Source organism: Phytopseudomonas dryadis (assembly GCF_004327355.1).
Taxonomy (GTDB): Bacteria; Pseudomonadota; Gammaproteobacteria; order Pseudomonadales; family Pseudomonadaceae; genus Aquipseudomonas; species Aquipseudomonas dryadis.
Map to the genome: position 1 here is coordinate 69,191 of NZ_QJUM01000027.1, position 22,282 is coordinate 91,472.

A 22,282-nucleotide genomic window follows, 5' to 3' on the forward strand; every position below is an offset into this window, starting at 1 on the left:
CCAGCAACCTTATAGAGCCGATCTCTTGGGTGGCAGAATGCTATCGACTGTGTGTAATTATTTCAAGCTCGCTTTTTGTGCTGTTTTGAAATTTACATGGCAGTTGTGACGAGCATCATAAAAAGGGCTGGGCCCTTCAAGACGCCCGTATTCAGCGGAGATCGTAACGGATAGTATTGTCGTGCCATCACAAGGAAGCGCTCATGGCCTCGCTACTCATCAAACTGAACAGGCTGATGGAATCAAGCCTTTTTAGGTGGACGTCCATGCCCCTCGTGATGGGTTGCCTGGCCGCCCTGCTTGCTTTCAAAAGCATTGCCTTGAGGCAAACGCTGCAACTGCCTGCCGACGCGAATATCCCCCTGGATCAACCGCAGGCTGCCTCCCCAAAGCCCCTCTCAGCAGAGCTGCTCACACTGTTCGGCACCTCCCGTGATAAAGAGGCAGCCCAGCCTGAACTCGCCGTACTGCCGGAAAGCAATCTAAACCTGCAGGTCTCGGCGATATTCTTCAATTCCAGCGCCGCCCAGAGCCACGTCATCCTGGAAGACGGAGACAAAACGCTCAGCCTGAAGCCAGGTGAGGAAGTCCGCCCCGGGATCACCCTGCAAAAGGTGGAAAGCCACCGGATTACCCTCAAGCGCAATGGACAACTCGAACAGGTCAGCTTCCGCGGCTACGGTGACTCGCCCGCTGACGTCAACCTGGAAAGCCTGCCGCCGATTGCGCAAAGCATGGCCCCCCCCACACCGACCATGCCCAATGCCGAACAGCCGGCAATGGAGCCAAACAACGTACCAACCCCGTATCAGCAATACATCCAGCGCAAGATCGCGCAGAACAAGTAGTCGAGTATTCGTAGTGTCCGGCCAACGTTTCGTACCCTTACTGCTTTGCCTCCTCGCAATGCTCCCCCTTCCCGCCGCAGCTGAAGATCCGGCGAAGCAGCCGAGCAGCGAAGTGCAGATCAACATGCAGGACACCAATATCCGCTCATTTATTGAATGGATTGCCAAGGCTACCGGGAAGAATTTCATCATCGACCCGCGGGTTACAGGCAAGGTCACGGTTATTTCCAACGAAGCGATGAAACCCGAGGAGGCATATCGCGTATTCCTCTCCGTGCTGCAAGTGCACGGTTTCTCCGCGATCGAATCGGACAGTGCGATCAAGGTGATCCCTGACGCAAATGCGAAACAGACGGGCGTGCCGCTAGTGAATGATGACCAACTCAACGACGACCAGCAGGTGGTCAGGGTCATCCGCACTCAGCATGTGCCAGCAACCCAACTCGTCAACATTCTACGGCCCATGGTTCCACAGGTCGGCCACCTGGCCGCCTATCCAGACAGCAACGCCATGGTCATCTCCGACCGCGCCTCCAACATCAACCAACTGATGAAGCTGATTTCGGAAATTGATCGCGCCGGGCAGTTCGAGATCGACGTCATCCCTCTGAAATTTGCCAGCGCCAAGGAGTTGTCCGCCATCATCGGCAATCTGGTACCCCAGGCTGGCGGAGAAGGTAGCAGCAAGATGAATGTCTCGGTGGACGAACGCACCAACAGCGTGCTGATCTCCGGCGACCCAAGCAAACGTCAGCAGCTGCGAGACGTGCTCAGTAACCTGGATAAGCCAGGCAACATCGTCAGAGACACCCAGGTTCTTTACCTGCATTACCTCAAGGCCTCGGACGTAGCACAGATTCTTCAGAACGTTGCCTCCAGCCTGCAAAAGCAGGACAAAGACGTCGGCATTTCAGGAGCCGAAATCTCGATCCAGGCGAACGACACGACTAACGCCCTGGTGATCAGTGCACCACCAGCGATCATGAAGACAGTCGAAGACGTTGTCGCACGCCTGGATATACGTCGCGCTCAGGTTCTGGTCGAAGCGGTGATCGTCGAAGTGTCGGACAACAAGGTCAACGACATCGGTGTGCAATGGAGAACGTCCGACGGCTCCATCGGCGGCGACGGGTTCTACGGTGGCTTCACCTCATCAGCAAGAGGCAATAGCATCGACACCTTTCCCGGCAGCCCCACAGTCAACCTGGATGCTGGCTTCAGCATGGGCTTCTATCGCAATAACTCGCTACGTGCGCTGATCAAGGCACTGTCCACCGATGACTCGATGAACATCCTTTCCACTCCCAACCTGGTCACCCTCGACAACGAGGAAGGCAAAATAGTGGTCGGCCAGAACGTGCCCTTTGTCACCGGCAGTTCAACCAGCGCGTCCAACCCCTCGACCAACCCATTCCAGACCATCGAGCGTCAGGACGTGGGTATCACGCTGAAGATCAAACCGCAGATCAACGAAGGCGATTCGGTGACCCTGAACATCTATCAGGAAATCTCCAGTGTCACAAACGATACCAGCGCGGCCGACATCGTCACCAACAAGCGGTCCATCGAGACCCGCGTGCTGGTACAGGACAACATGACCCTGGTGCTCGGCGGGCTGATCTCGGACGAAATGCGTGACTCGGGAGACAAGGTTCCCTTTCTTGGCAAAGTACCCGTCATAGGTCGTTTGTTCCGAAGTGAGCGCAAGGAGGTCAACAAGAAGAACCTCATGGTGTTCATCAAGCCCACCATCATCAATGACTTCCACCTGGCTGACCAGTTGACGGAAGGCAAATACAACTTCATCCGTGATCGTCAACTGCGCTATGCGAACGGTGAAATATCGCAAGGGGTTCCTGCTCTGCCCGAGAAGATAAGCGCACAGCGCAAAGAGCTACAGACGATTCCGCTCGAGACGACCAGCCCACCGCTTCCTCAACAATGATGACGCAGTCCCTACAGTGCCTAAAGAACACGCCTAGACACAAATCACGAGTAAAGGCCGTATCGCTCTGGTCACCCAAATTAGATGGGCAAGTACAATTCCACGGCGACGGCCAGCGCCTGCTGGGCCGCCATCCGGGCGACGAGAGCGAACTGCGGATCGCCGGCCGGGTGCAGCATCACGCGATCATCGCAGCGTACTGAATATTAGGCTCCCTTGCCCGATTGCAGATCGCGCCAGGTCAGGTACAGGCGCAGATCGAACTCCAGTTGCTGGTAGTCCGGCAGCATGTATTCGCAAAGTTTGTAGAACGCCTTGTTGTGGTCGCTTTCCTTGAGATGGGCCAGCTCGTGCACCACGATCATCTGCAGGAACTGCGGCGCGGCGTCCTTGAACAGGGCGGCGACGCGGATTTCCTTCTTGGCCTTGAGCCTGCCGCCCTGAACCCGTGAAATCGCGGTGTGCAGGCCCAGCGCCCGGTGGGTCAGGTCGAGGCGGTTGTCGAACAGCACCTTGTCGATGCCCGGCGCGTTCTTCAGGTGCTCCTGCTTGAGCGCCATGACGTAGGCGTACAGGGCCTTGTCGCTCTGCACGCCGTGCCGCTCGGTGTAGCGCTGAGCCAGGTAATCGCCCAGGCGCTCGCCGGCGATCAGCTGGCGCACCTGCTCCTGCAACGCGGCGGGATAACCCTGGAGGTATTTCAGTGGCGTCATGACGAGTCGCGGCGATGGGCGGGCCGGCCATTATGCCTACAGCGGCACCACCCGCAAGAGGCGTCCCTCGGCACTGTCGGTGAGCAGGTAGAGGGCGCCATCCGGGCCATCGAAGACGCCGCGGATACGCTCGCCAAGCTCCTCGAACAACACATCCTCGCCGGCCAGCTTGCCCTTGAGCAGGCGGATGCGGCGCACGCTCTGCTCGGCCAGGGTGGAGACGAACAGGTCGCCATGCCAGGACGGGAAACCCGTGCCGGTATAGAGCGTCAGGCCGGATGGCGCGACCGATGGCGTCCAGTGCAGCTGCGGCGACAGATAGCCCGGCAGCTCCGTGTACGGGGTGATCATCGCGCCGGTGTAGTCGACGCCATGGGATGCCAGCGGCCAGCCGTAGTTGCCGCCCGCCTCGATCAGGTTCAGTTCGTCGCCGCCGCGGGGGCCGTGCTCGTGGCTGTACAACCGCTGACGCTGCCGGTCGTAGACGATGCCCTGGACGTTGCGGTGGCCCATGCTGTAGATCTCCGGCGCCGCACCGGCCTGGTCGCGCAGGGGATTGTCGTGCGGCACGCTGCCGTCGCGGTTCAGGCGCACGATCTTGCCGATGTGATTGGCCGGGTTCTGGGCCTGCTCGCGCAGGTCGAAACCATCGCCCAGCGTCAGCACCAGGGTGTCGTCCGGCAGAAAGGCGATCCGTCCACCGTAGTGCGAAGCGCCGGCCTTGGCCGGCTGGGCGGTGAACAGCACCTGCAGATCGCGCAACTGGCCATCGACCAGCCTGGCGCGGGCCAGGCGCGTGTTGTTGGCCTGCTCGCTGCCGTGGGCATAACTCAGGTAGATCCACGGATCACTGGCGAACCCGGGGTCCAGAGCCACCTCCATCAGCCCCGCCTGGGTGGCGACGAAGGGCGTTGGCAGGCCGCCGACCGGCTCGGGCTGAAGCGTACCCTGGGCGTCGATCAGGCGCAGACGGCCGACCCGCTCGGTGACCAGCATGCGTCCATCCGGCAGGAACGCCAGCGACCAGGGGTACTCCAGACCGTCGGTAACGGTCTCGATACGGTAATCGGCATGGGCCAGGGCGCTCAGGCAAAAACCGATGACCAGCCAGACAGATTTCAACACGACATCCTTAACGACAGGGGAAACATCATGACCTGGCAGGCGCGCTGAGCCGGGCGAACAGCAGGGCTCCGGCACTGCCACTGGCCATCAGCGCCAGGGTACCGGCCAGGCTGCGATTGGCGCCGATCAGCGTGGGCATGGGCGCCACGGCATTGGCCACGCTCAGCGCGGCCCAGATGGCCAGGCCGCCCGCCACGGCGAACAGCAACCAGCGCGCCGCGCCCCACAGCCGATCGAGCCAGGCCGCCAGGGGCAAGGCGACGATGAAGGCGGCGATGACCAGCGCGGCGAGCGTCGGCGTGAAACCGAACAGGTCCTGCAGCGTGGTATGCAGACGCACATCCAGCGGAATCGGCGCGCCGATCTGCTGGATAGCGGCGAGGTTGAACTGGGTCTGGACGATGCTACCGAGCAGGGTCGCCACGAGCACTGCCGTACAGAACGGCCGCCAGGGAAGAGCGTTGTGGGACATGAGCACCGCCATCCTGAAACACGTGGCGGCAGTATGGCCCAGACCGTGAGCCGGATTGGCGCAGGTGTTTTACATGGTTTTACGCCGCGCCACGGCTCCATGGAAAATAGCGGTCAACGAGGGACGGAGGCCGCTCTTAAAGAGGCGGCCATCCTACGCCCCACAATCGCCGCGGGGGCGCGGCTCCTACGCAAGCAAGGCCACCCTGCCCACCCTGAATGAACGCTTCCGCCGCCCTCGTACACCGGGAGGGATGCCGGCACATCGGACTATCGAAGCGAGGTGAGGATCGCCCAGGCGGCCTTGATGCGTTCCGCATTCGGGTAGTTCCGGTTGGCGAGCAGCACGATGCCGATCCGCTGTTCGGGCAGAAAGGCGGCATAGGCGCCGAATCCCCTGGTCGAGCCCGTCTTGTTGACGAACCGATCCGGCCGTGGCCGCTGTGGCGGATCGATCCTGGTAACCGGTTGCGGCTCGAGCGCCAGCGCGGGCGCGTTGCCGGCAAGCAGCACATCGAGCGACGCCGGCTGATCGTAGATTTCCCAGCCGAGGCCCTGCATCGCTGGCCCGAAGCGGTAGTAGCCGGTCTGCGTCGCAGCGAAGGCCTCGCTCAGCGGGCCATCCAGTGGCGACGGGTCCATGGCGAGCTGGACGAAGCGGATCAGGTCGGCGGCCGTGGTCTTGAGGCCGTAGCCTTGCGCATCCAGCGCGCCGGGCGAGACGCGGATGCGGCGCTCGCCCTCGGAGGTGCCGTAGGCGTAGCGCTGCGCCTCATGCTCCGGCACGTGCAGGAAGGTGTTCGAAAGGCCGAGCTTGGGCAGCAACGCCGTTGTCATCAGCGCCTCGAAGTCGGCCCCCGCGCCGCGCGCCGCGAGATAGCCGAACAAGCCGATGCTCGGGTTCGAGTAGAGGCGCCGGCTGCCCGGCGGATAGCTCGGGTGCCAATCCCGGAAGAACGCCAGCATCGCCTCCTCACCGCGCACCGCGTCCGGGAACTGCAGCGGCAGGCCGCCGGCGGTGTAGGTCGCGAGGTCGAGCAGGCTGATCCGCCCGAGCGGCGTACCGGAAAGCGCCGGAAGGTGCCGCTCCGCCGGATCGGCAAGCGAAAGCTCGCCCCTTGCCGCGATCCAGGCGCCGAGCGTTCCGGTGAAGACCTTGCTGACCGAGCCGATCTCGAACAGCGTCCGCTCGTCCACGGGCCAGCCGTCTTCCTGCGAGGCGACGCCGTAGTTGAAGACATGGGTCTCGCCGTCGACGCTGACCGCCACCGCCATTCCGGGGATGGCGTTCGCCGCCATGAGCGGCTGTACCACCCCATCCACCACGGCGCGCAAAGCGACGGGAGCAGCCGCTTCGCTGGCCAAGGCAGCGGTGCTCGAACAGAGCATGGCCACAGCCAGGCCCAGTGATCGCAGGGTAGTCGTCTTCAGGCTCGTCATCGAACAGCTCGCTCGTGTCGTGGATGGAATACGCCTTGTTGCTCCTGGGTTCGGCAATAGCAGACCACAAAGAATGGCCGGGAGCCATTTTTGACGTCGCCTGTGGGCCAGCGGAGTGGCCGCCTACAAAAAAGCCGCTCGCCCGTTACCGGACAAGCGGCTTTTCGCTACCCGCGAAGCCGCGAGGGGCGATCAGTTGACCTTGGCGGCCAGCTCACCCTTGGCGTAACGCTGGAACATGCCTTCCAGGGAGATCGGCTTGATCTTCGAGGCGTTGCCGGCGGTGCCGAAAGCTTCGTAGCGGGCGATACAGATATCGCGCATGGCGGTGATGGTATGGGCGAAGTACTTGCGCGGGTCGAACTCGCTCGGGTGCTCGGCCAGGAAGCGGCGGATGGCACCGGTGGAGGCCAGACGCAGGTCGGTGTCGATATTGACCTTGCGCACGCCGTGCTTGATGCCTTCGACGATTTCCTCGACCGGCACGCCGTAGGTTTCCTTGATGTCGCCACCGTACTCGTTGATGATCGCCAGCCAGTCCTGGGGCACCGAGCTGGAACCGTGCATCACCAGGTGGGTATTAGGGATGCGCTTGTGAATCGCCTTGATGCGCTCGATCGACAGCACGTCACCGGTTGGCGGCTTGGTGAACTTGTAGGCGCCGTGGCTGGTGCCGATGGCGATGGCCAGGGCATCGACCTGGGTCTTCTTGACGAAGTCGGCGGCTTCCTCCGGGTCGGTCAGCAACTGGCTGTGATCCAGGGTGCCTTCGGCGCCGACACCGTCTTCCTCACCGGCCTGGCCGGTTTCCAGGCTGCCCAGGCAACCCAGCTCGCCTTCCACGGACACGCCGCAGGCATGGGCGAACGAGACGGTCTGCTGGGTCACGCGGACGTTGTAGTCGTAGTCGGACGGGGTCTTGCCGTCTTCCTTCAGCGAGCCGTCCATCATCACCGAGCTGAAACCCAGCTGGATCGAGCGCTGGCAGATATCCGGGCTGGTACCGTGATCCTGGTGCATGCACACCGGGATATGCGGGAACTCCTCGATGGCGGCGAGGATCAGGTGGCGCAGGAACGGCGCACCGGCGTACTTGCGAGCACCAGCGGAGGCCTGGACGATGACCGGGGAATCGGTCTTGTCGGCCGCTTCCATGATGGCGCGCATCTGCTCCAAGTTGTTGACGTTGAAGGCCGGCACGCCGTAGCCGAATTCGGCGGCGTGGTCGAGCATCTGGCGCATGCTGATAAGTGCCATGGTTTCCTGTCTCCCGGTAGAGCTCGTTAATCGTGCAGCCTGCCGCAGCGGCAGGCGCTATTCAAGTATTGCTACAGCGCTAAGCTACAAGCTTCAAGCCGCAAGAAAGAGCCGAAGTATCCACCCCCACTTGCAGCTTGTGGCTTGCAGCTTGTCACTGCCTTCAGGGCGCCTTGCAGCCACGTCCGATCAGATCGTCGTTGGCCGTACGGTAAATCAGTCCTTCCTCGCCCTTGGCATGAAAGGACAGACGCCCATCGCTGTATAAAGTGCCCGAACCCGAGGGTTCCAGGCTCAGCCGGTGGACGCTGTCGCTGCCGCCCAGACGCACATCCACCTGCTCGTGCGCGCTGTCGGCGAAACGCCACGACACTTCGGCCTGGCTGTCGCAGACCCAGCGCGTCCAGCCCTGGGTTTCGGCGTAATCTCCGGCGCAACCGGCGAACATGCCCAGCACGGCAAGCGCCGCGCCCATCCTGATTCTGTTCATCATCGCCATCTTCCTTGTACGTCCTGCGGCGATCAGCAGTTGCGCTCGCCGTCCATCGGGGTCGGGTCGCCACTGCTCTGCCCGTCGATACGCTGCTCTTCGCGCGTGGTCGGCAGATCGATCTCCGCGGGGCTGAACACTTCGCAGGCCCGCTCGCGGGCTGAACCGCCACCGGCACAACCACCCAGGGCGGCACATAAAGTCAACACAACGGCCACATCACGCATCGGTCACTCCTTGCTGGCTGATTTCCGTACAAGGGTAGTGACCGCCTGCGGCGGCCAAGGTTTAGCAGGCTGTTGAAAAACTACCTGCATTGCCGCTGCGTCGCCTACGTTTTTCAACGGCCTGTTAGCCGTTCTGCCTTACTGGGCTTTGGCTGTACGCTGTTGCAGCACCTCGACTGCCGGCAACACCTTGCCTTCGACGAACTCGAGGAAGGCGCCGCCGCCGGTGGAAATATAGGAAATGCGCTCGGCCACGCCGTACTTGTCGATGGCCGCCAGGGTATCGCCACCACCGGCGATGGAGAACGCCGGGCTCTCGGCGATGGCCAGGGCCAGGGCCTTGGTGCCCTCGCCGAACTGATCGAACTCGAATACGCCGACCGGGCCGTTCCACAGGATGGTCTTCGAGGCCTTGAGCAGCTCGGCGAACTGCGCCGCGGTCTGCGGGCCGATGTCGAGGATCATGTCGTCCTCGCCCACGTCGGCCACTGCCTTGACCGTGGCCGTGGCCGCTTCGGAGAACTCCTTGGCCACCACCACATCCACCGGCAGCGGCACGCTGACCTTGGCGGCGATGGCCTTGGCGGTGTCGACCAGGTCGGCTTCGTAGAGCGACTTGCCCACCGGGTAACCGGCAGCGGCGAGGAAGGTGTTGGCGATGCCGCCACCGACGATCAGTTGATCGCAGATGCTGCTCAGGCTGTTGAGTACATCCAGCTTGGTCGACACCTTGGAGCCTGCGACGATCGCCGCCATCGGCTTGGCCGGTGCGCCCAGGGCCTTGCCCAGCGCATCCAGCTCGGCGGCCAGCAGCGGACCGGCGGCGGCGACCCTGGCGAACCTGGCCACGCCGTGGGTCGAGCCCTCGGCGCGGTGGGCGGTGCCGAAGGCGTCCATGACGAACACGTCGCAGAGGGCGGCGTATTGCTGGGCCAGCTCGTCGGCGTTCTTCTTCTCGCCCTTGTTGAAGCGTACGTTTTCGAACAGCACCAGGTCACCCGCTTTCAGCTCGACGCCTTTCAGGTAATCCTTGATCAGCGGTACGTCGCGGCCGAGGGCCTTGCTCAGGTAGTCGGCCACCGGCGCCAGGCTGTTCTCTTCGCTGAATTCGCCTTCGCTGGGACGGCCCAGGTGCGAGCAGACCATCACCGCAGCGCCCTTCTGCAGCGCCAGCTTGATGGTCGGCAGCGCGGCGAGGATGCGCGCATCGCTTTTCACCACACCGTCCTTGACCGGCACGTTGAGGTCTTCGCGAATCAGCACGCGTTTGCCTTGCAGGTCGAGGTCGGCCATTTTCGCGATGTTTACGGAAGCTGCAGTCATTGAGTCAGTCCTTGATGGGGGCTGGTGAAAGGGGAACGGCGGCATCGAGAAAATGCACGGCCATGTCGAGCATGCGGTTGGCGAACCCCCATTCGTTGTCGAACCAGGCCAGCAGGTTGACCAGGCGTGGCCCGGACACCCGCGTCTGACTGCCGTCGACGATCGCCGAATGGGGATCATGATTGAAGTCGCAGCTGGCGTGCGGCAACTCGGTGTACGCCAGCAGACCTTGCAGCGGCCCCTGTTCGGAGGCCTGGCGCAAGATCCGGTTGACCTCCCCGGCACTGGTGTCGCGGGCGGTCTGCAAGGTGATATCCAGGCAGGACACGTTGACCGTCGGCACCCGAATGGCTTTGGCCTGAATTCGTCCGGCAAGTTCCGGGAGCAGGCGTTCGATGCCCTTGGCCAGGCCGGTGGAGACCGGAATCACCGACTGGAAGGCCGAACGCGTACGGCGCAGGTCTTCGTCGTGATAGGCGTCGATCACCGGCTGATCGTTCATCGCCGAGTGAATGGTGGTGATGGAGACGTACTCCAGGCCGATCGCCTCGTTGAGCAGCTTGAGCAACGGCACCCCGCAGTTGGTGGTGCAGGACGCGTTCGACACCAGCCGCTCGGCGCCGCTCAGGCAATGCTGGTTGACGCCGTAGACCACGGTGGCGTCGACATCGCTCTCGCTGGCCATCGGCTGCGACAGCAACAGCCGTGGCACGCCGGCCCGCAGAAAGCGCCCGGCCTGGGCCCGGGTGGTGTACTGGCCGGAGCATTCGAGCAGCAGGTCGATGTCCAGGGCCGCCCAGTCGATGCCTTCCGGCTCGCGCTGGCGCAGCACGCGCACGCACTCGCCATTGACGTACAGGCAATCGCCGGCCACCTTCACCTCACCGGGAAAGCGCCCATGGGTCGAGTCGAAGCGGGTCAGGTACTCGATGCTGGCCTGATCGGCCAGGTCGTTGAGCGCGACGATCTCCAGGCGCGCCTCGCCGACGCGCTCGTGCAGGGCACGCAGCACGCAACGACCGATACGGCCGTAGCCGTTCAGGGCGACGCGATAGGGCAGGTTCTGGCGCATTCTGGCTCGTCTGTCGGCAAGTCGCTCGAAAGCCAAAGGCTGGAAGCTGGACGAAAAAGCGACTCGGCGCCTCTCGTTCAGCTTCCAGCCTTTAGCCTCCAGCGTCTTTCAGTTGTCCAGCAGTTCTTCGGCGGTGCCGACGACGTTGTCGACGGTGAAACCGAAGTGCTCGAACAGCTCGCCGGCCGGGGCCGACTCCCCATAGGTCTCCATGCCGATGACGCGGCCTTCGAGACCCACGTACTTGTACCAGAAGTCGGCATGGGCGGCTTCGATGGCGATCCGCGCGGTGACCTGCAGCGGCAGCACCGCCTGCTTGTAACCGGCGTCCTGCTGGTCGAAGACGTTGGTCGACGGCATCGACACCACACGCACCTTGCGGCCCTGAGCGGTCAGCTGGTCGGCGGCCTGGATGGCCAGGCCGACTTCCGAACCGGTGGCGATCAGGATCAGTTCCGGCTCGCCGTCGCAGTCCTTGAGCACGTAGCCGCCACGAGCGATGGCGCCCTCGGTTTCGTGATCGCGCAGGTTATGCGGCAGGTTCTGGCGCGAGAAGATCAGCGCGCTCGGGCCGTCCTTGCGCTCCACCGCATACTTCCAGGCCACCGCCGCTTCGACGGTATCGGCCGGCCGCCAGGTGTCCAGGTTCGGCGTGGTGCGCAGGCTGGTCAGCTGCTCGACCGGCTGGTGGGTCGGGCCGTCCTCGCCGAGGCCGATGGAGTCGTGGGTGAACACGTAGAGCACGCGCAGCTTCATCAGCGCCGACATGCGCACCGCGTTGCGGGCGTACTCCATGAACATCAGGAAGGTGGCGCCGTAGGGGATCAGACCGCCGTGCAGGGCGATGCCGTTCATGATGGCACTCATGCCGAACTCGCGCACGCCGTAGTACATGTAGTTGCCCGAGGCATCCTCGGCCACCACCGGCTTGCAGCCCTTCCACAGGGTCAGGTTGGAACCGGCCAGGTCGGCGGAGCCGCCGAGCAGTTCCGGCAGCAGCGGGCCGAAGGCATTCAGGCAGTTCTGGCTGGCCTTGCGGCTGGCGATGGTTTCGCCCTTGTCGGCCACGGCGCGGATGAACTCGCTGGCCCTGGCGGAGAAATCGGCCGGCAGCTCGCCGGCCATGCGGCGGATGAACTCGTTGGCCAGCTCCGGGTAGGCGGCGGAATAGGCGGCGAAACGCTGGTCCCACTCGGCCTCGGCGGCCAGGCCGGCTTCCTTGGCGTCCCATTCGGCGTAGATCTCGGCCGGGATCTCGAACGGCCCATGGTTCCAGTTCAGCGCGGCGCGGGTCAGGGCGATTTCGTCCTGGCCCAGGGCGGCGCCATGGGACTCTTCCTTGCCCTGCTTGTTCGGCGAACCGAAACCGATGATGGTCTTGCAACAGATCAGGGTCGGCTGCTCGCTCTTGCGCGCGGTATCGATGGCCATCTTGATTTCGTCGGCATCGTGGCCGTCGACGTTGCGGATCACCTGCCAGCCGTAGGCTTCGAAGCGTGCCGGAGTATCGTCGGTGAACCAGCCGTGCACTTCGCCATCGATGGAGATGCCGTTGTCGTCATAGAAAGCAATCAGCTTGCCCAGGCCCAGGGTGCCGGCCAGCGAGCAGACTTCGTGGCTGATGCCTTCCATCATGCAGCCGTCGCCCAGGAAAGCGTAGGTGTAGTGATCGACGATGTTGTGACCGTCGCGGTTGAACTGCGCCGCCATGATTTTTTCCGCCAGGGCGAAGCCCACGGCGTTGGCGATGCCCTGGCCGAGCGGACCGGTGGTGGTCTCCACGCCCGGCGCGTAGCCGTACTCCGGGTGGCCCGGGGTCTTGCTGTGCAACTGGCGGAAATTCTTCAGGTCATCGATGGACAGGTCGTAGCCGGTCAGGTGCAGCAGCGAATAGATCAGCATCGAGCCGTGACCGTTGGACAGCACGAAGCGGTCGCGGTCGGCAAACCTGGGGTTGGCCGGGTTGTGCTTGAGGTAGTCGCGCCACAGCACTTCAGCGATGTCCGCCATGCCCATGGGGGCACCGGGATGGCCGCTGTTGGCTTTCTGCACGGCATCCATGCTCAGGGCACGGATGGCATTGGCACGCTCACGACGGCTGGGCATCGCTGAATCTCCTGCGGGTGGCTGCCATAGGCAGCAGGGTCGAAAAAGGCGATCATTTTCGCCCAGCGAGCCCCGCGGGGGCAATGACAGATGGTCGTTAGCCGAGCGATTCAGGCGGTTTTCCCTGAGAAAACCCCGCTGGCAGGAGAATCCGGCCCCAGCAGACAGGGCGCACGGAACAACTCGCCGTGCCATACCCCCAACAGCGTGCGCCGCGCCACCAGCAGCCAGACCACCAGCAACTGCGCGGCCAGCCCCAGGCCAATGACCGTGAACAGCCCCAGACCGGTCAGTTGGGCCAGCTCGAAGGTGGCCAGGGTGAACACCCCGAGGGGGAAGATGAATCCCCACCAGCCGAGATTGAACGCCATGTTGCCGCGCAGGTAATGACGGGTGAACAAGGTGGCGATCACCAGCCACCAGAGCCCGGCGCCCCAGAGCGCCAGCCCGCCGATCAGGCCGACATCGCGCGCCAGCTCGGCGGCGCCCTGCAGGCTGCTGCCGGCGAATGCCGCCGGCGCGTCGCGGCCCATGCTCAGCAGGCCCAGGCAGCCGGTGGCCAGCGGGCCGAGCGGCAACCAGCTGGTGGCGGCGAAATCGGTATCCGGCAATTTGTGCAGCGCCAGGCGCAACAGCACCAGGGTGATCAGGGAAAACGCCAGGCTCAGGGACATGCCCCACAGCAGGAACCCCACCACCAGCACCGGCTGCGCCGCCTCCGCCGGCAGGTGAATGGCCAGCGAACCGGCGCTACCGGCCGCCACTTCCGGGGCAACGATGGGCAGCAGCCAGACCGCCGTGAGCTTTTCCAGGGCATGGCTCTGGCGGGTGAACATCAGATAGGGCACCCCCATCGCCACCAACAGCGCCAGCCCGGCATCCAGCCACCACAAGCCATGGGCCAGGCCATACACGGCGCTGCCCCAGCGTGGCGCGCCGAACAGCAGCAGGCCATTGATCAGTATGGCCAGGCTCATGGGGATGGCGCCGAGGAACATCGACTGCACGGGATGCCGCAGCATCGGCTCGATGGAATCGCGAAAGCCCAGCAGGCGAGCCAGGAACATCAATCCGAAGAGCCCGAAAAGGGCCACGGCGAGCAGCCACAAGCCTTCGCCCAGCCGCCATTGCCCGGGGAAAGCGTACGGCAGGTGCGCCACCACCAGCGCCAGCACCCCGGTGCCCATCGGCACGCTGAACCAGCTGGGCGTGAAGTGACGGATGAACGCCCGGGGTTCGGGCAGGCGGGTGAAGGGGCGCGGCATGGGTCGGCTTCCATGAAAAGACATGGGCGCAGCCTAAGCAACGGCTTGCCATATTAAAAATACATATTCAGCATGCGATACATATCCTGCATGCATGGCAAGGCTGCAATGAACCTGCACCACCTGAAAATCTTCCTCGGCGTCGCCGAGGCTGGCAGCATCAGCGCCGGCGCCGAACGCCTGCATATCAGCCAGCCGGCGGTGACCCGGGAGATCCGTGACCTGGAAGCCAGCATCGGCCTGCCGCTGTTCGACCGGCACCCGCGCGGCGTGGCGCTGACCGAGAGCGGCGCACGGCTGCTGCAGTACGCGCGGCGCATCTTTGCCCTGGAGCAGGCGGCCGAGCGCGATCTGCGCGGCTTTGCCAGCCTGCACCTGGGCGAACTGGCGCTGGGCGCCAGCGCCACCCTGGGCGCCTACCTGCTACCGGCGCTGCTCGATCGGTTCCGCGGCCTGCACCCGCGGATCGTGGTCAGCCTGGAGGTCAGCAACACCCTGGAGGTGACCCGCCAACTGGACGACGGGCGCATCAGCCTGGGCTTCGTCGAAGGCGAGTTCGAGCGCGGCGACTATGCCCACCGCCTGCTCGCCCGCGACGCCCTGCTGCCGGTCGCCGGTCCCGCTCATCCGCTGGCGGCGCTCACCGGACTGAGCGTACACGACCTGCAACGCCACGACCTGTACCTGCGCGAACAGGGCTCCGGCGCCCGTGCCAGCATCGAGCAGGCCTACCAGATACTGGGCCTGGAACCCCGTGCGCGCATGACCATCGGCAGCACCGAAGCGCTCAAGCGCCTGATCGCCAACGGCTCCGGCATCGCCTGGCTGTCGCAGCGCGTAGTCGAAACCGAGTTGAACGCCGGGCAACTGGTACGCCTGGACGTAGGCGACCTGCGCATCGAGCGCGATCTGTACATGCTCTGGCGCCACGACGGCAGCCTCAGCCCGGCCCCCGCCGCCTTTGTCGAACTGGTGGCGCAGGCACTCTGACAGCCAATATCAAAACTTTTTGATATTGGCCTTGCTGGATGAAAAATGACCGACTAGACTGCGCGCCTTATGACCCTGCGCGCGCCCCAGCTCGACTTCGAGCCCACCGAGGTTCTCACCGCCCTGTGCAAGGCCGCGGGCGATCCGCTGCGCCTGAACGTGCTGCGCGCCTTGAGCAACGACTCCTTCGGCGTGCTGGAACTGGCGCAGATCTTCGCCATCGGCCAGTCGGGCATGAGCCACCACCTGAAAGTGCTGGCCCAGGCCGGCCTGGTGGCGACGCGCCGCGAAGGCAATGCGGTTTTCTACCGCCGCGCCCTGGCCCATGCCGATACCCTCGGCGGCGCCCTGCACGGTGCCCTGCTCCAGGAAGTCGACGGCCTTGGCCTGCCAGGCGCCGTGCGCGAACGCATCGCCCAGGTTCACCAGCAGCGCGCCGCCGCCAGCCGCGACTTCTTCGCCCGCAGCGCCGAACGCTTTCAGGCCCAGCAGGACCTGATCGCCGGCCTGCCGCAATACCGCGACAGCGTGCTGACGCTGCTCGACTCGCTGGACCTGGGCAGCCGCGCCAGCGCCCTGGAGATCGGCCCCGGCGACGGCGGTTTTCTGCCCGAGCTGGCGCGCCGCTTCGAGCAGGTCACGGCGCTGGACAACAGCCCGGCCATGCTCGAACTGGCGCGCACGCGCTGCGAGCGGGAAGGCCTGGACAACGTACGCCTGCTGCTGGCCGACGCCCTGCTCGACGACTACCCACGCGCCGACTGCGTGATACTGAACATGGTCCTGCACCATTTCGCCGCCCCGGCGCAGGCCCTGCGCAAACTCGCCGCACAGCTCAACCCGGGCGGCAGCCTGCTGATCACCGAACTGTGCAGCCATGACCAGAGCTGGGCCCGCGACACCTGCGGCGATCTCTGGCTAGGCTTCGAACAGGACGACCTGGCCCACTGGGGCGTGGCCGCCGGCCTGACCCCGGGCGAAAGCCTGTACGTCGGCCTGCGCAACGGCTTCCAGATCCAGGTGCGGCACTTCCAGCGCATTGCCACTCCCCTACCAGCGGCCCGCGGGCCCTCACCCACCGGTATGAAATAGGACAACCGATAGATGAGCGAATACTCCCTGTTTACCTCCGAGTCCGTGTCCGAAGGTCATCCGGACAAGATCGCCGACCAGATTTCCGATGCCGTGCTCGACGCCATCATCGCCAAGGACAAGCACGCCCGCGTGGCCTGCGAAACCCTGGTCAAGACCGGCGTGGCCATCGTCGCCGGCGAAGTCACCACCAGTGCCTGGGTCGACCTGGAGGAACTGGTGCGCAAGGTCATCTGCGACATCGGCTACACCAGCTCGGACGTCGGCTTCGACGGCAACACCTGCGGCATCATCAACATCATCGGCAAGCAGTCCCCGGACATCAACCAGGGCGTCGACCGGGCCAGGCCGGAAGACCAGGGCGCCGGTGACCAGGGCCTGATGTTCGGCTACGCCAGCAACGAAACCGACGTGCTGATGCCGGCGCCGATCCGTTTCTCCCACGCCCTGGTCGAGCGCCAGGCCGAGGCGCGCAAGTCCGGCCTGCTGCCGTGGCTGCGGCCGGATGCCAAGAGCCAGGTGACCTGCCGCTACGAAGGCGGCAAGGTGGTCGGTGTCGACGCCATCGTGCTGTCCACCCAGCACAACCCGGAAGTCAGCTACAAGGACCTGCGCGAAGGCGTGATGGAGCTGATCGTCAAGCACGCGATCCCGGCCGAGCTGCTGCACAAGGACACCCAGTTCCACATCAACCCCACCGGCAATTTCGTCATCGGCGGCCCGGTGGGCGATTGCGGCCTGACCGGACGCAAGATCATCGTCGACTCCTACGGCGGCATGGCCCGCCATGGCGGCGGCGCCTTCTCCGGCAAGGACCCTTCCAAGGTCGACCGCAGCGCGGCCTACGCCGGCCGCTACGTGGCCAAGAACATCGTTGCCGCGGGCCTGGCCGAGCGCTGCGAGATCCAGGTCTCCTACGCCATCGGCGTGGCCCAGCCGACGTCCATCTCGATCAACACCTTCGGCAGCGGGCGGATCAGCGACGAGAAGATCATCAAGCTGGTACGCGAGCACTTCGACCTGCGTCCCTACGCGATCACCCGGATGCTCGACCTGCTGCACCCGATGTATCAGCCGACCGCGGCCTATGGCCACTTCGGCCGTACCCCGGTGGAAATGACCGTGGAAGGCGACACCTTCACCGCCTTTACCTGGGAACGCACCGACCGGGCCGCCGACCTGCGCACCGCTGCCGGCTTGTAAGCCCTGGTGTAATACCAAGAGCCCCGCCCTGTGCGGGGCTCTTTGTTACCGGCAATCGGCCCCCATAAAACCACACTTTATTACAAACCCACATTCATGGGATTCTGCGCACTCAGCCATCCAACTGTGGAGCATCCCAATGAGCCGCCTGACCATCGATGTATCCGAACAGCAGCACCAGACGCTCAAGGCCATGGCCGCGCTGGAAGGCAAGACCATCAAACAATATGCCCTCGAACGCCTGTTTCCAGCCTCTGCCGGGGAGCAACAAGCGCTGCAAGAGCTGAAAGACCTGCTCGCCGAACGCATTGCCGAAGCCCGGCGCGGCGAGGTGGTGGAAGACAGCGTCACTAACATCGCGGAAGAAGTATTGCGTCAGGATCAGGCGGTATGACACGCCCCTATGTCCTCACCCAGGGCGCTGCCGCCGACCTGCGCGACATCGTCCGATACACCATCGGGCAGTGGGGCGAAACGCAGTGCCGGGCCTATATCGCGCAGATAGAAGAGGCCGCCAGCGAGCTGGCACGCGGACAAGGCGCATTCAAACACCTGATGATCTGTACCCTGGCCTGCGGATGCGGCTGAGCGGACGACATTACCTCTTCTGCCTGCCACAAACCGGTCGTCCGGCGCTTATTCTGGCCATCCTGCATGAGCGGATGGATCTTATGGGCCGGCTCAAGGAAAGGCTGAAGTAACCATCATCACGACTGTGCAGCCAACTCCACGGTTCGGCCGATGAAGGCAATACATGCATGGGGTATAGACAACGAAAAAAGCCCCGTGGGGTCACCTCCACGGGGCTTTCTCGTGTCGCTAAACGGCAGGCCGCTCACTTGCCGAACAGCGAACCCAGGCCCTTCAGGGTTTCGGTGGCAGCGGTGATGTTCTCGGCGGTCGAACCGGCCTGCACCTGCTGCTGGGTATCCTGCGCGGACGCAGTGGTGTTGCCGCCCAACTGATCGCAGCCGCCCTCGACCTGCGCCAGGGTGTCGTCGACGGCCTGATTGCCGAGCAGTTGAGTCAGTTGCTTGGCCTGGGCCAGCTTGTCGGCGTTGGCGGAGAGTTTTTGCTGGCACTTGACCTGAGCATCGTCGGCTTGCGCGTATACGCTGCCGAAGGCCAGAGCGGCGGCACACAACAGAATGGAAGGACGCATGACTGTAGACCCCTGAGCATGAGGCCCGGCACATCGAGTCCCGCCGCCGGGCAAATCCGTTTGATGTGCGGGAATGGCGGAAACTTTATCACCGCCCCCGGGACACGACAAACCCCGAAAATGCCAGCCAGTGCCCAATCCCGACAGGCCGTTGAAAAACGTTGACGACGACTGCCTGGATGCAGGCGGTAGAGCGACGCAGGGCGCCAAGGCCGAGGTAGTTTTTCAAGCGCCTGATGAATCTCCTGGGCGCGCTATTTGCCCCCCTCAGGATCAACGGCTAGCCTGAGCCAATCATCGTCCGAGCAAGGAAGCTCCGCCCATGAAACGCTGGATCGCCACGTCCGTTTGCGGCCTGCTGTCCCTCACCGCCCATGCCGCTGACTGCCCCGAACAAACGCCGCAGCACAACCAGCAGCTCGACGCCCTCGCCGAACGGATCGCCCTCTGGGACGATGCCTATCACCGCCAGGGCCGCTCACTGGTCAGCGACGAGCTGTACGACCAGGCGCGCGCCCGCCTGGAGCAATGGCAGCGCTGCGCCGACGCGCCGGCCCTGGCCGACCCGCTGGCGGGCGCCGGCGGCCCGTTGCCACACCCCATCGCGCAGACCGGCCTGCGCAAACTGGCCGATGAACGCGCCGTGGAAGACTGGATCGCGCCACGCGACAACCTGTGGATTCAGCCCAAGGTCGATGGCGTGGCGGTCACCCTGGTGTACCGCGCCGGCCGCCTGCAGAGCCTGATCAGTCGCGGCGATGGCCGCAGCGGCCAAGACTGGACGGCGCACGCGCAACGCATCGCCAGCATACCCAAGCAGCTTGCGGACAGCAGCACCATCACCCTGCAGGGCGAGCTGTACTGGCGCCTGAGCCGGCACGTCCAGGCGCAGCGAGGTGGCGTTGCGGCGCGCAGCACCATCGCCGGGCTCATGGCCCGACACACCCTCGGCGAGGCCGAGGCAGCGGGCATCGGCCTGTTCGTCTGGGACTGGCCCGACGGCCCGGCGGATATGCAGCAGCGCCTGACCCGCCTGGTCCGACTGGGCTTCGCCGACAGCGGCCGCTACAGCCAGCCGGTCGCCAGCCTCGCCGAGGCCCGCACGTGGCGCGAGCACTGGTACCGCAGCCCGCTGCCGTTCGCCAGCGATGGCGTGGTGCTGCGCCAGGGCAAGCGCCCGCCGGGCAGCCGCTGGCGGGCCGAACCTCCACGCTGGGCAGCGGCCTGGAAGTACCCGGCGAGCCAGGCGCTGGCGGTGGTCGAGGCGGTCGATTTCAGCATCGGCCGCAGTGGCCGCATCACCCCGGTGTTGCGCCTGCAGCCAGTCAGGCTCGATGACCGCGCCATCCGCGCGGTCAGTGCCGGCTCGCTCGCACGCTGGCAGCAGCTGGATATCCGTCCCGGCGATCAGGTCGCCATCCGCCTCGCCGGACAATCCATCCCGCGCCTCGACGGAGTCGTGCTACACAGCGTGCCGCGCCCGGACCTCGCCGCGCCGCACCATGACGACTATCACGCGCTGAGCTGCTGGCGCGCCACGGCGTCCTGCTCCAGTCAGTTCCACGCCCGCCTGACCTGGCTCAGCGGCAAGCAGGGCCTGGCCCTGCCCGGCGTCGGGGCGGGTAGCTGGGACAGGTTGCTGCAGGCCCAGGCCGTCGACGGCCTGCTCGACTGGCTGGAGCTCTCGGAAGAGCAGTTGCGCACGGTGGCGGGGCTTGGCCCGCGCCGCGCCGCACAACTGAGCCAGAGTTTCGCCCTGGCCCGGCAACGGCCTTTCGCCGACTGGCTGCGCGCACTGGGGCCACCGGGTGGCAGCGACGCGCTGGTGGCGCGGAACTGGGCGCAGCTGACGCAACGCAGCGCGGCCCACTGGCAGCGCCAGCCCGGCATAGGCCCGGGTCGCGCCGCACAACTGCAGGCCTTCTTCGCCCATGAGGAGGTACTGGCCCTGGGCGAACGCCTGCGCCAGGCCGGCATCGACGGTTTCTGAAACTCAGAGCCTGTTTTTAACGCCGCAGCCTTTGAACAGGCTCTCAATAGGCGCGAAAGGATTCGTGACAGGTCTTGCAGGCGCTTTCGACCCGTTGCAGCGGCGCCTGCAGATCGCCGCGCGCCACGTCCGCCTGCGTGGCCACCCGCAGCAGCGCCGCGGTGGCGCTTTCCAGTTCGTCGGCCAATTGCTGGAAATGCGCCTGCTGCTGCCACACCTCGGGCCTGGCCGTACTGCGCTGGTCGGCGTCGACCTGCGGGAAATGCTGCCAGGGCTGTGACGCCAGCTCGTCCAGATGGCGGGCGCCCTCGGCGAAGCGGCGCTCGTCATAGCGGATGCGCCCGCGGAGCATGCCGCCCAGCTCCTCGCTGGTCTTGAGCATCTGCTTGAACAGGCTTTGCCGCAGGCCCTCGGGCGAATCGGGGTCGACGCCACCGCAGGCGCTGAGCAGCAGGCAGGCAAGCAGGGCGAGGTGGATCGAACGCATGGGGGATCTGCTCAGGTGTCGGCACAAACCGCCAGTATCACCACTCGATCGGCTACGGCCAAGTGCGCGCTGTCGTCGAGCCCGTCGGGCTCACTCCTTGAACTGGTCGCGGATATAGGTGATTTCGGTCTTGCCGTGGGGCGCCGGATGGCCGTCCTCACCCAGGTTGACGAATACCAGCCGGTCGACGGTCAGGATACTCTTGCGGGTGATCTTGTTGCGCACTTCGCAACGCAGGGTCAGCGAGGTGCGGCCGAACTCGGTGGCGGTGATGCCCAGTTCGATGATGTCGCTCTGGCGCGCCGAACTGACGAAGTTGATTTCCGAAATCAGCTTGGTCACCACGCGCTGGCTACCGAGCTGGATGATGGCGTAGATGGCCGCCTCCTCGTCGATCCACTTCAGCAGGCTGCCGCCGAACAGGGTGCCATTGGGGTTGAGGTCTTCGGGCTTGACCCATTTGCGGGTATGGAAATTCATCCTCTGCTCCTTTGTCGTCCGTTGCCGGGTGGCCATGATTGCAGGCCGGGACAGGTTCTGTCCCGGCAAAAAAACCAATCACGACCATAGTCCTAGGGTCTGTTGACGTTTCACGCACGGCCGCGCCGGAGCCCGTTTTGCCGCGAGGCAAGGCATGAGCCGCGAAGTTTAGCGGGCTAAATGAGCCGGCGAGAAACGCAGCATCGCGACAAAACGGGCCCGGCCCTGCGGGTTGCGCGGAAAATCTCGCCATGCGTTGTTGGAGGACTTGGCAAGGGAACGCCATTCCCGGCGTCCTCCGCCTAGCCTGGCGAGATTTCTCGCGGCAACGCGGCTCGCGCTGAAACGTCAACAGACCCTGGGCCTGTAGCAGCCGCGACCTCGCGGCGAATCGTGGCCATAGCGCGATTTTGCAGCATGGCTGCCCTCGCATCGCGCCGAGGTCGACGCTCCTTGTATGTTGAGCTTGTCTGTCAACAACCATGACGGAAGCAGTTACCGGGGAGGCCGTTCGCTCCTGGAGGCACCTTGCGTGACCTCGCCTGTAGAGTGGCCCCCCGCCTCATTACCACTACGTGGAGTATCCCGAAGCCGGA

At 64.6% G+C, this 22,282-nt stretch carries 22 protein-coding genes; 8 read left to right on the forward strand and 14 right to left on the reverse strand.

All coding sequences use genetic code 11. From position 1 onward, the window contains the following. The first annotated feature begins 203 nt into the window (after positions 1–203). Positions 204–848: a type II secretion system protein N gene (locus DNK34_RS20105; RefSeq protein ID WP_131177300.1), complete on the forward strand. Its 645-nt coding sequence runs from the start codon at positions 204–206 to the stop codon at positions 846–848. A 13-nt stretch (positions 849–861) separates the two neighbouring features. Next, a complete protein-coding gene (gene gspD / locus DNK34_RS20110; protein ID WP_165497339.1) occupies positions 862–2,793 on the forward strand; it encodes a type II secretion system secretin GspD in 1,932 nt (643 codons plus the stop codon). A 206-nt stretch (positions 2,794–2,999) separates the two neighbouring features. Here gspD and DNK34_RS20120 read toward each other — a convergent pair whose 3' ends face one another. The 11 genes from DNK34_RS20120 to DNK34_RS20170 all read right to left on the reverse strand — a co-directional run bounded on the left by DNK34_RS20120 (position 3,000) and on the right by DNK34_RS20170 (position 14,282). After that, positions 3,000–3,506: a M48 metallopeptidase family protein gene (locus tag DNK34_RS20120; protein WP_131177298.1), complete on the reverse strand. Its 507-nt coding sequence runs from the start codon at positions 3,504–3,506 to the stop codon at positions 3,000–3,002. A gap of 36 nt (positions 3,507–3,542) precedes the next feature. Beyond that, positions 3,543–4,628 (reverse strand): PQQ-dependent sugar dehydrogenase, encoded by a 1,086-nt coding sequence (locus tag DNK34_RS20125; protein WP_242675243.1) that lies wholly within the window; start codon positions 4,626–4,628, stop codon positions 3,543–3,545. Between the two features lie 28 nt (positions 4,629–4,656). After that, positions 4,657–5,103, reverse strand: coding sequence for a hypothetical protein (locus tag DNK34_RS20130; RefSeq protein WP_131177296.1), 447 nt, complete (start codon positions 5,101–5,103; stop codon positions 4,657–4,659). 269 nt (positions 5,104–5,372) lie between these two features. Beyond that, complete coding sequence (ampC, locus tag DNK34_RS20135; RefSeq protein ID WP_207401626.1) at positions 5,373–6,542, reverse strand: class C beta-lactamase; 1,170 nt, start codon at positions 6,540–6,542, stop codon at positions 5,373–5,375. 192 nt (positions 6,543–6,734) lie between these two features. Beyond that, positions 6,735–7,799 (reverse strand): class II fructose-bisphosphate aldolase, encoded by a 1,065-nt coding sequence (gene fba / locus DNK34_RS20140; RefSeq protein WP_131177295.1) that lies wholly within the window; start codon positions 7,797–7,799, stop codon positions 6,735–6,737. Between the two features lie 163 nt (positions 7,800–7,962). After that, positions 7,963–8,280: an MliC family protein gene (locus DNK34_RS20145; protein ID WP_411269330.1), complete on the reverse strand. Its 318-nt coding sequence runs from the start codon at positions 8,278–8,280 to the stop codon at positions 7,963–7,965. Positions 8,281–8,321: 41 nt separating this feature from the next. Further along, a complete protein-coding gene (locus tag DNK34_RS20150; RefSeq protein ID WP_131177294.1) occupies positions 8,322–8,516 on the reverse strand; it encodes a hypothetical protein in 195 nt (64 codons plus the stop codon). 138 nt (positions 8,517–8,654) lie between these two features. After that, positions 8,655–9,839, reverse strand: coding sequence for a phosphoglycerate kinase (locus tag DNK34_RS20155; RefSeq protein ID WP_131177293.1), 1,185 nt, complete (start codon positions 9,837–9,839; stop codon positions 8,655–8,657). A 4-nt stretch (positions 9,840–9,843) separates the two neighbouring features. Next, entirely contained in the window at positions 9,844–10,911 is a 1,068-nt protein-coding gene (gene epd, locus DNK34_RS20160) for an erythrose-4-phosphate dehydrogenase (protein ID WP_131177292.1), read from the reverse strand. 108 nt (positions 10,912–11,019) lie between these two features. After that, positions 11,020–13,017 (reverse strand): transketolase, encoded by a 1,998-nt coding sequence (gene tkt / locus DNK34_RS20165; RefSeq protein WP_131177291.1) that lies wholly within the window; start codon positions 13,015–13,017, stop codon positions 11,020–11,022. Positions 13,018–13,127: 110 nt separating this feature from the next. After that, entirely contained in the window at positions 13,128–14,282 is a 1,155-nt protein-coding gene (locus DNK34_RS20170; RefSeq protein ID WP_131177290.1) for a TDT family transporter, read from the reverse strand. A 108-nt stretch (positions 14,283–14,390) separates the two neighbouring features. Between DNK34_RS20170 and DNK34_RS20175 the strand changes: the two genes are divergently transcribed. The 5 genes from DNK34_RS20175 (at position 14,391) to DNK34_RS25775 (ending at position 18,155) form a co-directional block, all read left to right on the forward strand. Then, complete coding sequence (locus DNK34_RS20175) at positions 14,391–15,272, forward strand: LysR family transcriptional regulator (protein ID WP_131177289.1); 882 nt, start codon at positions 14,391–14,393, stop codon at positions 15,270–15,272. Between the two features lie 69 nt (positions 15,273–15,341). Next, a complete protein-coding gene (locus tag DNK34_RS20180; RefSeq protein ID WP_131177288.1) occupies positions 15,342–16,364 on the forward strand; it encodes an ArsR/SmtB family transcription factor in 1,023 nt (340 codons plus the stop codon). Positions 16,365–16,376: 12 nt separating this feature from the next. Next, positions 16,377–17,567 carry a methionine adenosyltransferase gene (metK, locus tag DNK34_RS20185; RefSeq protein WP_131177287.1) on the forward strand — a complete coding sequence of 397 codons (1,191 nt, stop codon included), beginning with the start codon at positions 16,377–16,379 and terminating at the stop codon, positions 17,565–17,567. A 139-nt stretch (positions 17,568–17,706) separates the two neighbouring features. Beyond that, the gene (locus DNK34_RS20190) at positions 17,707–17,961 is read left to right on the forward strand and encodes an antitoxin (RefSeq protein ID WP_131177286.1); all 255 of its coding nucleotides are present in this window, start codon (positions 17,707–17,709) and stop codon (positions 17,959–17,961) included. Beyond that, positions 17,958–18,155 carry a type II toxin-antitoxin system RelE/ParE family toxin gene (locus tag DNK34_RS25775; RefSeq protein WP_242675244.1) on the forward strand — a complete coding sequence of 66 codons (198 nt, stop codon included), beginning with the start codon at positions 17,958–17,960 and terminating at the stop codon, positions 18,153–18,155. Before DNK34_RS20190 ends, DNK34_RS25775 begins: the two co-directional genes overlap by 4 nt. Positions 18,156–18,402: 247 nt before the next feature. Here DNK34_RS25775 and DNK34_RS20200 read toward each other — a convergent pair whose 3' ends face one another. Then, complete coding sequence (locus tag DNK34_RS20200) at positions 18,403–18,729, reverse strand: hypothetical protein (RefSeq protein WP_131177285.1); 327 nt, start codon at positions 18,727–18,729, stop codon at positions 18,403–18,405. Positions 18,730–19,051: 322 nt separating this feature from the next. On the opposite strand from DNK34_RS20200, the gene ligB reads away from it, so the two are divergent. Next, positions 19,052–20,719, forward strand: coding sequence for an NAD-dependent DNA ligase LigB (gene ligB, locus DNK34_RS20205; protein WP_131177284.1), 1,668 nt, complete (start codon positions 19,052–19,054; stop codon positions 20,717–20,719). A 43-nt stretch (positions 20,720–20,762) separates the two neighbouring features. Here the strand turns inward: ligB and DNK34_RS20210 are convergent, their stop codons facing one another. Continuing rightward, the gene (locus DNK34_RS20210; RefSeq protein WP_131177283.1) at positions 20,763–21,206 is read right to left on the reverse strand and encodes a c-type cytochrome; all 444 of its coding nucleotides are present in this window, start codon (positions 21,204–21,206) and stop codon (positions 20,763–20,765) included. 90 nt (positions 21,207–21,296) lie between these two features. Beyond that, complete coding sequence (locus tag DNK34_RS20215; protein WP_131177282.1) at positions 21,297–21,686, reverse strand: acyl-CoA thioesterase; 390 nt, start codon at positions 21,684–21,686, stop codon at positions 21,297–21,299. Positions 21,687–22,282 lie beyond the last annotated feature (596 nt).